The sequence below is a fragment of the Methylobacterium isbiliense genome (genome assembly GCF_022179325.1).
Classification (GTDB): Bacteria; Pseudomonadota; Alphaproteobacteria; order Rhizobiales; family Beijerinckiaceae; genus Methylobacterium; species Methylobacterium isbiliense.
Genome location: NZ_BPQQ01000077.1, coordinates 1 through 15,618 on the forward strand (window position 1 = coordinate 1; position 15,618 = coordinate 15,618).

Annotated in this window: 11 protein-coding genes and 1 pseudogene; 9 read left to right on the forward strand and 3 right to left on the reverse strand. The window is 72.7% G+C overall.

Annotated elements, in window-relative coordinates; all coding sequences use genetic code 11:
- A pseudogene (locus MFF61_RS27220) lies at nt 1-638 on the reverse strand (ATPase); the annotation flags it as partial.
- Between the two features lie 263 nt (nt 639-901).
- Between MFF61_RS27220 and MFF61_RS27225 the strand changes: the two are divergent.
- The 5 genes from MFF61_RS27225 to MFF61_RS27245 all read left to right on the forward strand — a co-directional run bounded on the left by MFF61_RS27225 (nt 902) and on the right by MFF61_RS27245 (nt 8,039).
- Entirely contained in the window at nt 902-2,674 is a 1,773-nt protein-coding gene (locus MFF61_RS27225) for an N-acetylglutaminylglutamine amidotransferase (protein ID WP_238240830.1), read from the forward strand.
- Nucleotides 2,675-2,692: 18 nt separating this feature from the next.
- Nucleotides 2,693-4,414, forward strand: coding sequence for an N-acetylglutaminylglutamine synthetase (gene ngg / locus MFF61_RS27230; RefSeq protein ID WP_238240831.1), 1,722 nt, complete (start codon nt 2,693-2,695; stop codon nt 4,412-4,414).
- A 3-nt stretch (nt 4,415-4,417) separates the two neighbouring features.
- The gene (locus tag MFF61_RS27235; RefSeq protein ID WP_373324808.1) at nt 4,418-5,605 is read left to right on the forward strand and encodes an osmoprotectant NAGGN system M42 family peptidase; all 1,188 of its coding nucleotides are present in this window, start codon (nt 4,418-4,420) and stop codon (nt 5,603-5,605) included.
- Nucleotides 5,606-5,671: 66 nt separating this feature from the next.
- Nucleotides 5,672-7,495: a hypothetical protein gene (locus MFF61_RS27240; RefSeq protein WP_238240832.1), complete on the forward strand. Its 1,824-nt coding sequence runs from the start codon at nt 5,672-5,674 to the stop codon at nt 7,493-7,495.
- A 10-nt stretch (nt 7,496-7,505) separates the two neighbouring features.
- Entirely contained in the window at nt 7,506-8,039 is a 534-nt protein-coding gene (locus tag MFF61_RS27245) for a histidine phosphatase family protein (protein WP_238240833.1), read from the forward strand.
- 100 nt (nt 8,040-8,139) lie between these two features.
- Here MFF61_RS27245 and MFF61_RS27250 read toward each other — a convergent pair whose 3' ends face one another.
- Entirely contained in the window at nt 8,140-11,004 is a 2,865-nt protein-coding gene (locus MFF61_RS27250) for an ATP-binding protein (protein ID WP_238240834.1), read from the reverse strand.
- 626 nt (nt 11,005-11,630) lie between these two features.
- On the opposite strand from MFF61_RS27250, the gene MFF61_RS27255 reads away from it, so the two are divergent.
- The 4 genes from MFF61_RS27255 (at nt 11,631) to MFF61_RS27270 (ending at nt 14,004) form a co-directional block, all read left to right on the forward strand.
- On the forward strand, nt 11,631-11,960 hold the full coding sequence (locus MFF61_RS27255) for a hypothetical protein (protein WP_238240835.1): 330 nt from the start codon (nt 11,631-11,633) through the stop codon (nt 11,958-11,960).
- 89 nt (nt 11,961-12,049) lie between these two features.
- Nucleotides 12,050-12,637 (forward strand): helix-turn-helix domain-containing protein, encoded by a 588-nt coding sequence (locus MFF61_RS27260; protein ID WP_238240836.1) that lies wholly within the window; start codon nt 12,050-12,052, stop codon nt 12,635-12,637.
- Nucleotides 12,634-13,164 (forward strand): GNAT family N-acetyltransferase, encoded by a 531-nt coding sequence (locus tag MFF61_RS27265; protein ID WP_238240837.1) that lies wholly within the window; start codon nt 12,634-12,636, stop codon nt 13,162-13,164. The genes MFF61_RS27260 and MFF61_RS27265 overlap by 4 nt, the downstream gene beginning before the upstream one ends.
- 9 nt (nt 13,165-13,173) lie before the next feature.
- Nucleotides 13,174-14,004 carry an EamA family transporter gene (locus MFF61_RS27270; RefSeq protein ID WP_238240838.1) on the forward strand — a complete coding sequence of 277 codons (831 nt, stop codon included), beginning with the start codon at nt 13,174-13,176 and terminating at the stop codon, nt 14,002-14,004.
- 96 nt (nt 14,005-14,100) lie between these two features.
- Here MFF61_RS27270 and MFF61_RS27275 read toward each other — a convergent pair whose 3' ends face one another.
- Entirely contained in the window at nt 14,101-15,444 is a 1,344-nt protein-coding gene (locus tag MFF61_RS27275) for a dicarboxylate/amino acid:cation symporter (RefSeq protein ID WP_238240839.1), read from the reverse strand.
- Between the last annotated feature and the right edge of the window lie 174 nt (nt 15,445-15,618).

The following is a 15,618-nucleotide window of genomic DNA, read 5'->3' on the forward strand; positions in this document are numbered from 1 at the left end:
CCCCTGAGGCACGCGATGGCCTCGCTGCGGGTCGGGAGCTGGCGCTGGATGCGCTCCAGGTTGCCGACGATGACCCCGAGCAGGTTGTTGAAGTCGTGCGCGACGCCTCCGGTGAGCTGGCCGATCGCCTCCATCTTCTGCGATTGCCGCAGCATCGCCTCCGCCTGCTCGCGCTCGGCCACCGCGCGGCGCAGGGCCTCCAGGGCCTCGTCGCGTTCGGCGATGCGCGCCCGCAGCGCCGCGTTCACGCGCCGCAATTCCTCCGGCGAGGGCAGCGCGAGGGCCTTCGGCAGCAGAGGCCAGAGCGCTGCCGCCGTGGCCACCGAGACGAACGCGGTGAAGACCTTCACGATCGCCTCGAATCCGTAATCGGGCACCCAGAGCGTCCAGATCGCCACGAAATGCGTCGTTCCGCAGGCCAGGATGAAGGCGGCGAAGCACCAGAACATCCACCCGAAGACGATGTCGCGCCGATGCGTCGCGAAGACGCCGAGCGCGACGGGAATCGAGAAATAGGCGAGCCCGATCACCGCATCAGCCACCACATGGGTCCAGATCAGTTCCGGGCGCCACAACAGGCAGATGCCGTGAGGCGAGAGACTCTCCTTCTGGAGGAGCCGGCCGACGAAGTCGAGCATAGGATTGGTCGCTTGGAGGCAATGCCCGATCGGGACTCGGCGGGAGGAGACACCGACTATGCGACGGCTTCGCGTCGCGCGCACGCGCTTTCGCGCTGCGGCGGCAGGCACGCCGCCGGAATGCCGCGATGCGGAACCTTGCCGGGCGGCGCGCATTGGCCCAGGCGCCCCCACGGCATCGCTTCCCCGCGCCGGCATTCTCCCGCCGCGGAACGATCCGTCGTGGGCGCGTCGGCGCATGGCAGAGGCGAAGGATCGATCGGATGTGTGGGATCTGCGGCGAAATCCGCCTGGACGGGGCGCCGCCGGACGCGGCGGCGGTGGCGGCGATGGCCGGACCGTTGCGGGCGCGCGGCCCGGATGCGGGGGGCAGCTTCTCGCAGGGCGCGGTCGCCTTCGGGCACCGCCGCCTCAGCATCCTCGATCTCAGCCCCGCCTCGCAGCAGCCGATGGTCGATCCGGGCCTCGGCCTCGCGATCGTGTTCAACGGCTGCATCTACAACTTCCGGCCGCTGCGTGAGGAGCTGCGCGCCAAGGGCTACGCGTTCTTCTCGGACGGCGACACGGAGGTGATCCTCAAGGCCTACCACGCCTGGGGCCCGGCCTGCGTCGAGCGCTTCTACGGCATGTTCGCCTTCGTGCTGTGGGAGCGCGACAGCGGGCGCATCCTGATCGCCCGCGACCGGCTCGGCATCAAGCCGCTCTACTACACCGAAGCGGGCGGGCGGCTGCGCTTCGCGTCGAGCCTGCCGGCGCTGCTGGCGGCGGGCGATGTCGACACGTCGATCGACCGGGCCGCGCTCCACCACTACATGAGCTTCCACGCGGTCGTGCCCGCGCCGATGACGATCCTGAAGGGCGTGCGCAAGGTGCCGCCCGCGACGACCATCGTCATCGAGCCCGACGGCACGCGCCGCGAGCGCACCTACTGGGAGGCCGTCGTCGGAGAGCGCCCCGAGGACCGCCACATGACCGAGGCCGACTGGCGCGAGGCGGTGCTCGCCACCCTGCGCAAGGCGGTCGAGCGGCGCCTCGTCTCGGACGTGCCGGTGGGCGTGCTGCTCTCGGGGGGGCTCGATTCCTCGATCGTGGTGGCGCTGCTCGCCGAGGCGGGCCAGCGGGGCCTCAAGACCTTCTCGATCGGCTTCGAGACGGTCGGCGACGAGGTCGGCGACGAGTTCAAGTACTCCGACATCATCGCCGAGCGCTTCGGCACCGACCACCACCGCATCCGCATCGACTCGGCCCGCGCGCTTCCGGCCCTGCACGGGGTGGTGGCGGCGATGTCCGAGCCGATGGTCAGCCACGACGCGATCGGCTTCTACCTCCTGTCGGAGGAGGTCTCGAAGCACGTCAAGGTGGTGCAGAGCGGGCAGGGGGCCGACGAGATCTTCGGCGGCTACCACTGGTACCCGCCGATGATGCAGGCCGACGACGCCGTCTCGGCCTACGCGCGGGTGTTCTTCGACCGCGATCAGGCCGAGATGGCCGAGGTGCTGGAGCCGGGCTTCCTCGCCGACGATGCGAGCCGCGCCTTCGTGGCGGCGCATTTCGCCCGCCCCGGCGCGCCCCGGCCGATCGACAAGGCGCTGCGCATCGACACCGAGATCATGCTGGTCGACGATCCGGTCAAACGCGTCGACAACATGACGATGGCCTGGGGGCTGGAGGCCCGCGTGCCGTTCCTCGACCACGACCTCGTGGGCCTCGCCGGCCGGGTGCCGGCCGAGCTCAAGATCCGCGACGGCGGCAAGTACATCCTCAAGGAGGCCGGCCGGCGCGTCGTGCCCGCCGAGGTGATCGACCGGCCCAAGGGCTACTTCCCGGTGCCGGCCCTCAAGTACCTGCGCGGCCCCTTCCTCGATCTCGTGCGCGACGTGCTGAGCCAGCCGGCCGCCCGCGAGCGCGGGATCTTCCGGCCGGCCTACGTTGACCGGCTCCTGGCCGAGCCCGAGGCGCACATGACCCCCTTGCGCGGCTCGAAGCTCTGGCAGGTCGCGCTGCTCGAGTTCTGGCTCCAGACCCACACGATCTGAACCGGCAAGGTCCGCAACATGACGAGCCCCCGCCCGCGGCCCGCTCCCGCTCCGGCTGCCCCCTCCGACGCCGCCCCCGCCGGCCGCGCCAACGTCGCCGTCGAGTGCGGCTGGGGGCGGCTGATCTTCGGCCAGACCTTCCGCGATCCGGCCGACCTCGTGGACACCCTGCTGCAGGAGCAGCCGGGCCGGCGGGACGTGGCCTTCTACGTCGCCGAGCCGCACGTGGTGCTGGCGCTCGCCCCGACCGAACTCTTCCTCGACCCGTCCCACGCCTTCCGCCTCGCGCTCGCCGACCTCGACGAGGGGCCGCCGCCGCACGGTGTCCGGGTGCGCGGGATCCGCGGGCCGGCCGATATCGGCGAGATCAACCGCATCTGCCTCGCCCGGCGCATGGTGCAGATCGATCCGGCCTCGGCATGGCCCGCCGCCGGGGATTCGCTTCTCACCTACCTCGTCGCCGAGGATGCCGGGACGGGTGCGATCCTGGGGGCGGCGACCGGCGTCGACCACGTCGCGGCCTTCGACGACCCGGAGAACGCGGCCTCCCTGTGGTCGCTCGCGGTCGACCCGCAGAGCCCGCATCCGGGCGTCGGCGAGGGGTTGGTGCGGGCGCTCGCCGCCCATTTCCGGGCGCGCGGGCGGGCGTTCATGGACCTCTCGGTCATGCACGACAACACGCAGGCGATCGCGCTCTACGACAAACTCGGCTTCACCCGCCTGCCGACCTTCACCATCAAGACCAAGAACTCCTTCAACGAAAAACTCTACATCGGCCCCTCGCCGGAGGCGGCGCTGAACCCCTACGCGCGCATCCTGACCGACGAGGCGCGCCGGCGCGGCATCACGGTCGAGGTGGTGGACGAGCCGACCTCGCTGTTCCGCCTCTCCCACGGCGGGCGCAGCTTCGTCTGCCGCGAGAGCCTCACCTCGGCGACCTCCGCGGCCGCGATGACGATCTGCGACGACAAGGCCCTCACGCGCCGGCTCCTCGCCGGGGCGGACCTGCGCGTGCCGGACCAGGCGACCGTCACCGACGACGAGGCGGCCCGGGCCTTCCTGGACCGTTACGGTGCGGTGGTGGTGAAGCCCGCCCGCGGCGAGCAGGGCCGCGGCATCGCCGTGAACCTCACCACGCCGGAGGAGGTGACGGCGGCGGTGGCGGAGGCGCGGCGCGTCTGCGATACGGTGCTGCTCGAAGAGTTCGTGGAGGGCGAGGACCTGCGCGTCATCGTCATCGACTTCAAGGTCGTGGCGGCGGCGATCCGGCGGCCGGCCCAGGTGGCGGGCGACGGGCGCCACACCGTGCGCGAGCTCATCGAGCGCCAGAGCCGGCGCCGCGCGGCGGCCACGGGCGGCGAGTCGAGGATCCCGCTCGACGACGAGACCGCGCGCTGCGTGACGCGCGCGGGCCGCAGCCTCGACGACGTGCTCCCCGCCGGCGAGACGCTCCTCGTGCGGCGCACCGCCAACCTCCACACGGGCGGCACGATCCACGACGTCACGGACGCGGTCCATCCCGACATCGTCGCGGCCTGCGTCAAGGCGGCCCGGGTGATCGACATCCCGGTCGTCGGCCTCGACCTGATGGTGCCGGACGTGCGAGGACCCGCGCACTGGTTCATCGAGGCCAACGAGCGGCCGGGCCTCGCCAACCACGAGCCGCAGCCCACGGCCGAGCGGTTCATCGACATGCTCTTCCCGCAGACGATCGCGGCCGCGCGGATCCGGAGGCACTGACGCGTGAACAAGCCGTTCGTGATGCCGTCCGCCACGGTGCGGATCGACGTCGACTACATGCTCGACTTCCTCAAGCGCCTGATCGAGATCCCGAGCCCGACCGGCTACACCGATCAGGCGGTGCATTTCTGCGGGCGCGAGCTGGAGCGGCTGGGGGTGCCCTTCGAGCTGACGCGCCGCGGCGCCATCCGGGCGACCCTGCGCGGGGCCGGGCCGGGGCCGGCCCGGGCGATGGTCTCGCACCTCGACACGCTCGGCGCGATGGTCAAGCAGCTCAAGGATAACGGCCGCCTTGCGCTGATCCCGATCGGCACGTGGTCGGCGCGCTTCGCGGAGGGCGCGCGCTGCACCATCTTCACCGATCGCGGCAGCTACCGGGGCACGATCCTGCCGCTCAAGGCCTCGGGCCACACCTTCAACGAGGAGGTCGACACCCAGCCGGTCGACTGGACCAACGTCGAGATGCGGGTCGACGCCTTCTCGTACCGCTGCGAGGACCTGCGGCGGCTGGGCTTCAACGTCGGCGACTTCGTGGCCGTCGATCCCAACCCGGAGATCTCGCCGCGGGGCTACATCAACTCCCGCTACCTCGACGACAAGGCGGGCGTGGCGGTGATGTTCGCCGCCATGAAGGCTCTGGCGGATGCCGGGCAGAAGCCCACGGTCGACACCTACATGCTGTTCACCATCGCCGAGGAGGTCGGAGTCGGCGCCTCCTCGGTGCTGCACGGCGACATCGCCGAGATGGTGACGATCGACAACGGCACCGTCGCCCCCGGGCAGGGGAGCCGCGAATCCGGCGTGACCATCAGCATGGCCGATTCGGCCGGGCCGTTCGACTTCCACCTGACCCGCCGCCTGATCGAGCTGTGCGAGACGAACGACATCCGCTATGAGCGCGACGTCTTCCGGTTCTACCGCAGCGACAGCGCCTCGGCGCTGGAGGCGGGCAACGATCTGCGCACGGCGCTGATCTGCTTCGGCATCGATTCCTCGCACGGCTACGAGCGCACCCACGTCAACGCCCTGCGCTCGCTCGCCGAACTCTCCTGCCACTATCTCCAGAGCGACGTGCTGTTCGGGCGCGACGTCAGGCCCCTCGGACCGCTGGCGGGCTTCCCGCGCCAGGAGGTCGAGACCGCCGATCCAGCCGCCGACGAGGGCGACGCGGGCGCCGCCTTCCCGAGCTGACGGAACCGGGGCGGGATCCCGGGCGATGACGAGCCCGGCGGGCGGAAGGCCCGCGCGGGGAGCCGGATGATCGTCTACGGGGATGTGCGCCGGCACGAGGAGACGGCCTCGGCCATCGACCGGGTGGCCCGGGCCGCGGCGCAGGCCGCCGGTCTGCCGCCTGGGATCGGGCGGCACGGGACGCTCGCGACCGCCTTCATCACCGCCGGCGAACTCGCGCAGGGCATCGCGGATGCCGCCTTCCACGAGCGGGAGGCGGACGCGCCGAGCCCCGGCGAGGACGCGGCCCTCGCGCTCCTGATGGCGCTCGCGCGGGCGCTCTGGCGCTCATGGGAGACCGGGTTCCGGGAGACCGGGTTCCGGGAGACGGACTTGCACGAGGCCGGCGCGCCGGTGCCCGGGCTCCTCGCGGCGCTGGCGGCCGCGGCCCTGCCGCGCGACCTCGTCCTCAAGCGGGCGGAGGGCTTCGCCTTCTACGCGCTCTATCCCGAGAGCGTTGCGGCGGCCGCCCGCGCCTCCGGTTTCGGGGCCGACACGCGGGTGATCGGCATCCGCAGCATCGGCGCGCCGCTCGGCGCGATGGCGGCGGCGGCGCTCGGCGCCCGCCCGCCCGTCACCGTGCGGCCGGTCGGGCACCCGTACCGGCGCCGGCTGTCGCTGTCTCCCGCGATCGAGGCGGCGCTCGCGGCCCCGCCCGGCACCACCTACGCGGTCGTGGACGAGGGGCCGGGCCTCTCGGGCAGTTCCTTCGGCGCGGTGGCCGATCATCTGGAGGGGCGGGGCGTCGCGCGCGAGCGGATCGTCTTCTTCCCGAGCCATTCCGGCGCGCCGGGGCCGCAGGCGAGCGCGCCGCACCGGGCCCGCTGGGCGGCGGCACGGCGCTGCGTGGTGACGGTGGACGACCTCGTGCTGCGCGCGCCCCGGCCCGAGCATCGCCTGGACACCTGGCTCGCCGACCTGCTCGGCCCGCTCGACGGCCCTCCGGAGGACATCTCGGGCGGGGCATGGCGGGCCAGGTTCTGGCCGCCCGCCCCCCATCCTCCCGCAACTTGCCCTGCTGCGACTTGGCCGCCGGTCGATGCGCAGCAGGAGCGGCGCAAGGTCGTGGTGCGGGCGGGCGGGCGTTCGTGGCTCGCGAAATTCGTGGGACTCGGGGCCGACGGCGAGGCCGCGCTCGCCCGGGCGCGGCGTCTGGCGGGTGCCGGGTTCACGCCGCCGGTCGCCGGGTTCCGCCACGGCTTCCTGGTGGAGCGCTGGATGGAGGAGGCGCGGCCCCTCGTGCCGGGTCAGGTCGATCCCCTGCGCCTCGCCGGCCGTGTCGGGCGCTACCTCGCCTTCCGGGCCGAGGCCTTCCCGGCCGGGCCGGAGCGGGGCGCCTCGCTGTCCGACCTCGTCGCCATGGCGCGCCACAATGCCGGGACGGCGCTCGGCGCCGAGGCCGGCAGGTGGTTCGACCGCTGGAGCCCGGACGCGCTCGCGCGGCTCGCCGCAGGGATGCGTCCCGTCGAAACCGACAACCGTCTTCAGCCGTGGGAATGGCTCGTCCTGCCGGATGGCGGCCTCCTCAAGGCGGACGCCCTCGACCACCATGCCGCGCACGACCTCATCGGCTGTCAGGACGTCGCCTGGGACGTCGTCGGGGCGGGCATCGAACTCGCGCTGCCGCCGCAGGCGCGCGCTCGCCTCGTCGCAGCGGTGGAGCGCGGCACCGGGCGGGCGATCGCCCCCGACCTGCTCGCGCTCCTTGCGCCGTGCTACCTCGCCTTCCGGATCGGCGCCGGCACGATGGCGGCCGCGGCCGCCTCGCCCGAGGAGGCCGACCGCCTCGCCCGCGCCGCCGCCGCCGACACGGAGCGCCTGCGCGCGCTGCTGCGGCAACAGACGCGATGATGGAGACCCGATGATCCTGCTGCGGCACGGCCAGAGCACCTTCAACCTGCATTACGGCGCCACCGGACTCGATCCGGGCATTCCCGACGCGCCCTTGACGCCGCTCGGGCACGAGCAGGCCGAGGCCGCCGCCGCGGCGCTGGCGGGCGAGGACATCCGGCGCATCCTGTGCTCGCCCTACACGCGGGCGCTGCAGACCGCGGCGCCCGTGGCGGCCCGGCTCGGCCTGCCGGTGCTGGTCACGCCGGCCGTGCGGGAACGCTTCGCGGCGAGCTGCGACATCGGCACCTGCCGCACCGACCTCGCGCAGGCCTGGCCCCATCTCGACCTCGGCGCCGTCACCGAGATGTGGTGGGCGAAGGAGGCCGAGCCCCACGACCTCTTCCACGCCCGCACGGTCGCGTTCCGCGACGAGGTCGCGGCGCGGCCGGACTGGGACCACACGCTGGTGATCTGCCACTGGCACGTCATCCTGGCCCTCACGGGCCAGAGCCTCGGCAACGGGCAATGGGTCCGCCTGACGCATCCGGGCACCGCGGCCTGAGACCGGTTCCGGACGCTGCCTTCCGGGCGCGGGCTCGCGAGCCGGCGCGGCGGAGCCGCGGCGATGCTCCCTCGCGCGAAGCCGATGGAGCCCGGCGGCCTCAGGCGGTGGGCTCCTGCAGGCGCCGCTCGGCGCCGCGCAGGCGTGCGATCTCGGCGAGCGCCGTGCGCCGCGCCGCGCCGAACCGCGCGAGGAGCGGTCCGAGGTCGTGCGCCTCCCGGGCCGCCTGCTCGATCTCCCGGCAGAGCGCCGACAGGTTGGCAAAGCCCAGGATGCCGGCCGCCGACACCATCGCGTGCGCGTCGAGTGCGAGCCGGTCCCGGTCGGGATCCGTCCCGTCGACGCGGTGCGCCAGCTCCGCGGCGAGCAGCGCCAGCAGTCCGTCGACCCGTTCCGCCCCGAGCAGGTCGCGCACCGCCGCGAAGGCGGCCGGGTCCACCCGGCCCTCCGGGCCCTCCGCCCGCTTGGCGCGGTACCGGGCGATGACCGCCGCGAGGTCGGCCCGCTTGAACGGCTTGCCCACATGCCCGTCCATGCCCGCCTCGCGCAGGGCCGCGACCTGTTCCGGCAGGATGTTGGCCGTCATGGCGACGATCGGCACCCGGCCGACCGGTCCCGCCAGCGCGCGGATGTGGCGCGTCGCCGTGAGGCCGTCCATGCCGGGCATCTGCACGTCCATCAGCACGAGGTCGTAGGCCCGCTTCTGCACCGCGCGCACCGCTTCGACCCCGTCGACCGCGAGGTCGACGCGGTGTCCGGCCGCCTCCAGCACGGCGCGGGCCAATTCGCGGTTGATCTCCAGATCCTCCACCAGGAGGAGATCGGCCGGGGCGGCCTCCCCGCTCGTCTCGGGCGCTGCGGGTGCGGCGGTCTCCGTCTCCGCCTCGTCGAGGGCGACCGTGAACCAGAACGTCGCGCCAGCCCCCGCCCGGCTCTCCACGCCGATCGTGCCGCCCATGCGCTCCACGAGGGTCTTGGAGATGGCGAGGCCCAGGCCCGTGCCGCCGAAGCGGCGCCGGATCGAGCCGTCCACCTGGCTGAAGCGCTGGAAGAGCCGGTCCTGCAGCTCCTCCGGTATGCCGATGCCGGTATCCGCCACTGTGAACCGCAGCATCCGCGTCGCGGCCTCGCGCGTGACGGCGAGCGTCACCGCGCCCGCCGGCGTGAACTTCACCGCGTTGTTGAGGAGGTTGAGCAGGATCTGGCGCAGCCGGCCGTGGTCGCCCACGAGCACGGCCGGCACCCCGGGCGCCACCGTGACCGTCACGGCGATGTCCTTCGCGCCCGCCGCACCGCGGATGATCGACACCGTGTTGTCGATGAGGGCGCCGAGCCGGAAGGGCTGGAGGTCGAGGTCGATCTGCCCCGCCTCGATCTTCGAGAAGTCGAGGAGATCGTCCACGATGGTCAGCAGCGCCGAACCCGCCGACTGGATCCGCTCCGCCTGCCGGCGCTGCGCCTCGCTCAGGGCGGCATCGTCGAGCAGCAGCTCCGTGTAGCCCAGGATGCCGTTCAGCGGCGTGCGGATCTCGTGGCTCATCGAGGCCAGGAAGTCGCTCTTGGCCCGGCTCGCCTGCTCGGCCGCCTCCGCGGCCTGCTCCAGCGCCTCCTTGTGGCGCTGGCGCTCCGAGACGTCGCGCACGACGGCGACGTAGCCGGTCGGGGCGCCGGCCGCGTCGCGCAGCAGGCGGTACTTGGCCTCCACCCAGATGTAGGCGCCGTCCTGGCGCCGGTAGCGCAGCCGGCTCGTGGCGGTGTCGCGCCGGCCTCCGGTCAGGTCGCTCAGCATCTCCGCCCAGCCGCCGCGGTCGTCCGGATGGACCCTGTCCAGCGGCTTGGTCCCGATGAGCGCCTCGGGCTCGTAGCCCAGGACCTCGCGGCTCGCCGGGGAGACGTAGCGGCGGACGGTGTCGAGGTCGGCCCACACGATCATGTCGAGGGCGTGCTCCGACAGGAGGCGGAACCGCGCCTCGCTCGCCCGCACCGCCCGCTCGGCCTCGGCGATGCGGCGCTGGTGGCGCGCGAGGCCGATCCCCAGCCCGCACAGGGTGGTGGCCGCGATGGTGAGCGCGAGGCCGTCGATCAGGGCGTCGTCGCGCCACGCGGTCAGCGTCTCGGGCACGCTGCGGGCGACCGTGACGACGAGCGGATAGGCGTCCAGGCGCTCGTAGGCGACGATCCGCTCCTCGCCGTCGAGGCTGGAGCGGGCGCGGAACACGCCGCTCCTGGCTTGCGGCAGCGCCCGCCGGAACAGATCCGTGCCGGACAGGTCCCGCCCCACCGTCCGGACGTCGTAGGGGTGGCGCACCAGCAGCGTGCCGTCGGCGTCCAGGAGGGCGATCGACCCCCGCTCGCCGACGCCGAGGTCGCGGTAGAAGGCCTGGAAGTGCCCAGGCGTCAGGGAGGCCACCACGACGCCGCCGAACCGGCCGTCCGGGCCGTTCCAGCGCCGGGACAACGGCACGATGATCCGGCCGCTGCGCCGGCTCTGCATCGGCGCGTCGATGTGCAGGTCGCGGGACGGCGTGCTTCGATGATGCACGAAGTACGGCCGGTCCCCGCTGTTGATCGGCATGGCCGGTTCGCCGAGCGAGTCGCTGATCCAGTCGCCCTGTGCGTCCTGCACCGAGAGGCCGCTCACGTGCGTGATCAGCGCCAGCCGCCGCTGCAGATGGGCCTTGAGCGCCGCAGGGTCGGCGAGCGCCCCGGACTCGATGTGGTCCACGACGCCGCTGAGGATCAGGTCGGCCGCCTCGATGCTGCGGGCGGTGTGCTGGATCAGGGAGCGGGCGAGGTTGCGGGTGTCGGCCTGGGCGTCCGCCAGAGCCGCCTCGCGGCCGCGCCAGATCTGCCACGCGCCGATACTGAGCATCAGCGCCGCCGCCAGATACGCGACGACCGCCGGGCTGCCGAGCAGCCGCGGCCGGCGAGGGAGGCCCGCGGCCCATGCGGAGAGCGACGTCATGACCGATGATGCACGCCCGATTGCGGAGTCTTCTGTTGAGGCAGGGTCCGACTCGGGGTTCTACACGCAATTCCTGCGGATTGCTTGTCCTGCGGATTGATTGACGGCGGCCGATCGCAGTCCCGCGACCGCCCGCAGCGCGAGGCGGGATAGCGTCCCCTGTCCGGGTCTCGGTGCGCATCCGGCGCATCGTCGTCTTCGACCGGAGCCGCCGCAAGGGCCCATGATGGGTGGCGATCGATGGCCCATGATCGCCACCGCCTCACGCCCGCGTCGTGCCGCGGTCCTCAGAGTCTTGTCCGACGAAGCAGATGCCGGCTTGCACACGAGAGGGCGGGGAAACCAAAGAGCTGGAGCAGGCTCCGACGGCGACGTGATGGGGGCCTGCTCCAATCCGGCGCGACGACGCACGATGTCGTGATGGCCGCAAGATTCCGCCCTGCATCTTGGAAGAATTGATTATTTGCGGATTAAAGAAGATTTCCATACGTGCGTACTGAAGTATTAATTTTCAGCAATGTTGCTTGATGGTCGTCGTGTATTCGCCATCTGTTTCTGGGGCCGGGTCCATCCTGTAGCGTAGCGCCAGGTGGCACGGCTCCCCTTCGTTCCAGGGAGGATTAATGATGTCGTTCAACAGATTCGCTCCTGCCTTCGGGGCGGCCCTGCTGGTCGCGAGCCCTGCCTTCGCGATCACGGTGAGCAACCGCGACGCCAAGGAGCACGTTCTCACGGTCGACCGGGGCATGCAGGAGGATGACACCCGCATGGCGCCGGGCACCTCGGTGCAGGTCGACTGTCCCGAGGGATGCGCCCTGCGGGTGCGCGGCTCCGGCTACGACCGGCCGGCCGAGCCGGGCGACCGCCTCGTGATCGACCGCAGCGGCCTGCTGCATTACGCCGACGATCTCGCTACGGGGTCGGTGCGGACCGGGGCGCCAGCCGCCACGAAGTGATCCGCCGGGGCCGGGGGAGCGCCGCTCCTCCGGCCTCTTGCGCCCTCCATTAAAAAGGACGTACCCTCCATTTTGATGGAGGGCGCGACGTGAGCGGCACCGATCCCGACGCGCGCTTGGCCGCGCGGCTGCGGACCCTGCGGGCGGAGCGCGGTCTCAGCCTCGACGCCCTGGCGGCCCGGACGGGGGTGAGCCGCTCGATGATCTCGGTGGTGGAGCGCGGCGAGAGCAGCCCGACCGCAAGCCTCCTCGACCGGCTGGCCGCGGGCCTCGGGGTCACCCTCGCGGCGCTGTTCGCCGAGGAGGAGCGGGCCGGCGCGACGCCGGTCTCCCGCCGCCCCGACCAAGCGGTCTGGCGCGACCCCGAGACGGGCTACGAGCGCCGCAACCTCTCGCCCTCCGGCTTCCCGTCCGCCCTCGACCTCGTCGAGGTGGTGCTCCCGCCCGGCGCCCGCGTCGCCTACGACACCGGGCCGCGCGCGGCGCCCTTCGACCAGCAGATCTGGATCCTGGAGGGCAGCCTCGACCTGGCCGAGGGCGGGAGCACGCACCGGCTGGAGGCGGGCGATTGCCTCGCCATGCGCCTCGACGGGCCGACCACCTTCCGCAATCCCGCAGGCCGGCCCGCCCGCTACCTCGTGGCGCTCGCGGCCGGCGCCTGGCGGGGCCGGCCGTGACCCGGCCGCCCGCGGCGCTCCGCCGGCTCGGCGCGGCCGAGGCCGCGGCCCGTTCGGGCGACCTCGCGGCGCTCCTGATCGCCTGCGTGGAGGGCGGGGCCTCGGTGAGCTTCATGGCGCCGCTCGCCCGCGCCCGGGCCGAGGCCTTCTGGGGCGAGGTGGCGGCGGGGGTGGGGCGGGGGGAGCGCCTGCTCCTGGTCGCGGAGGATCCCGCGGGCGGCCTCCTCGGCACCGTGCAGGTGGTCCTGGCTCAGCCCGAGAACCAGCCGCACCGGGGCGACCTCGCCAAGATGCTCGTGCATCCGGCGGCCCGGCGCCGGGGCCTGGGCGCCGCCCTGATGCGGGCCGCCGAGGCCGCCGCGCGCGCTGCCGGCAAGACGCTGCTCGTCCTCGACACCGCGAGCCTGGAGGCCGAACGCCTCTACGCCCGCGAGGGCTGGATCCGGGTCGGGCGCGTGCCGGATTACGCCCTGCTGCCGGACGGGCGGCCCTGCGGCACCACCTTCTTCTACAAGCCCCTCGCCTGAGCGCCGGGCATGGACGGGATCCTGGTGGCCGCGGCCCTCCTCAGCGCGGCCCTGCATGCGGCCTGGAACGCCTGGGTGAAGGCCGCCCCCGACCCGCAGGACGCGATGGCCGCGCAGGTCATCGGCGCGGGGCTCGCCTCGGCGGCGCTGCTGGCCGTCGTGCCCCTGCCGCCGGCCGCGTCGCTGCCCTGGCTCGCCTCCTCGACGCTCCTCAACCTGCTCATCCTCGGGGCGCTGGTGCGCGGCTACGCGCTGGGCGGCTTCGGGTTCGTCTATCCGGTGGCCCGGGCCGTCTCGCCGCTCCTCGTCGCCCTGTTCGCCACGGTCCTCGTCGGCGAGCGCCTGAGCCCGACGGGCTGGGCCGGCGTCGCGCTGGTCTCGGGCGCGGTCGCGGTCTTCGCCAGCGGCGAGGCCCTGCGGCGTCCGGCGGCCCTCGTCTACGCGCTCGCGGCCGGGGCGTTGTCCGCCGCCTACGTCCTGTCGGATGCGCAGGGCGCGCGCCTGTCTCCCTCGGTGCTGGGCTACGGCCTGTCGCTCTCGGTGCTGAGCGCGCTCGCCTGCGCGGCGCTGCTGCGGATGCGGGGCGGCCGCGTGCGGGCGGTGCTGCGCGCCCATCGCGGGCTCGCGACCCTCGGCGCGGGGGCGGCGATCGCCTCCTACCTCCTGATCCTCTGGGTGTGGAGCCGGGGGCCGATTGCCCTCGGGGCGGCCCTGCGGGACACCAGCGTCGTGTTCGCCGGCCTCCTCGCTGCCCTGGTCCTGCGGGAGCCGCTCACCCCGCGGCGCGCGGGCGCCCTGCTCCTGGCGCTGGCCGGGATGGCCTGCCTGCGCGTCGCCTGACCCGCCCGAACGGCGAAGCGCGCGGCCCCGGGGGGGAGGCCGCGCGCTTCCGTCGCGCGACACGGGGATCCGCGTCGCGCGACAACCGGTCGAGGATCACTCCGCCGGCTGGAGGGCCGGGGTCTCGCTCTCGAGCGGGAGCGCATTGCCGTCGAGCGCCGCCGCGAGCCGGGCCTCGTCGACCTCGCCCTCCCAGCGGGCGACCACGATGCAGGCCACCGCGTTGCCGATGAAGTTGGTGAGCGCCCGGCACTCCGACATGAAGCGGTCGATGCCGAGGATGAGCGCCATGCCGACCACCGGCACGGAGGGCACCACCGCGAGCGTCGCGGCGAGCGTGATGAAGCCCGAGCCGGTGACGCCGGCCGCGCCCTTCGAGGAGAGCATCGCCACGAGCAGCAGGAGCGCCTGCTCGCCGTACGACAGGGGCGTGTCCGTCGCCTGGGCGATGAACAGGGCCGCCATCGTCATGTAGATGTTGGTGCCGTCGAGGTTGAACGAGTAGCCGGTGGGCACGACGAGGCCGACCACCGGGCGCGAGCAGCCCGCCCGCTCCATCTTGGTGAGCAGCGACGGCAGCGCCGATTCCGAGGACGAGGTGCCGAGCACCAAGAGGAGTTCCTCCTTGATGTAGCGGATCAGCTTGATGATGGAGAAGCCGTTGTAGCGGGCGACCGCGCCGAGCACGAGGAGCACGAAGATCGCCGAGGTCAGATAGAAGGCGAAGACCAGGTAGGCGAGGTTGGCGAGCGAGGACACGCCATACTTGCCGATGGTGAAGGCCATCGCGCCGAACGCCCCGAGCGGCGCCACCTTCATGATGATGTGGACGACGCCGAACACCGCCTCGGAGGTGATCTTGATGACGTCGAGCACCGGCTTGCCGCGCTCGCCCAGGAAGGCGAGGCCGAAGCCGAACAGCACCGAGAAGAACAGGACCTGCAGGATCTCGCCACCCGCGAAGGCGCCCACGGCCGTCGACGGGATGACGTTCATCAGGAACTCGACGATGCTCTGCTCCTTGGCCTTGCCCGCGTAGGTGGCGATGGCCTTGGGATCGAGCGACTTCGGGTCGATGTGCATGCCGTGGCCCGGCTGCAGCAGGTTGGCGACGATCAGCCCGACGATCAGCGCCAGCGTCGAGAAGGTCAGGAAGTAGACCAGGGCCTTCACGCCCACGCGGCCGACCTTCTCCAGATTCGTCATGCCGGCGATGCCGGAGACGACCGTGAGGAAGATCACCGGGGCGATGATCATCTTGACGAGCTTGATGAAGGCGTCGCCGAGCGGCTTCATGTCGGCGCCGAGCTGCGGGTAGAAGTGCCCGAGCAGGATGCCGATCGCGACGGCGACCAGCACTTGGAAGTAGAGGGTCTTGTAGAGCGGCTTGGGGGCGGGCGGATCGTGCGGAGCGTTGAGGGGGGCAGGTACGGCAGCCATCGGGCGTTCTCCCGGTTGGAGGATTGCAGGGTGGCCGGTTTGACCGCGGGCGGGGCCCGGGGGCGTTCCGACTCTTGCTGTTGACCTTGCGGTATGCAGCCGGGCCTTGCCAGGCACGATTGCGTTCGATGACCCAATGGCAACCGGTGTGCCAGGCTGCACGAGCGCTGAAGA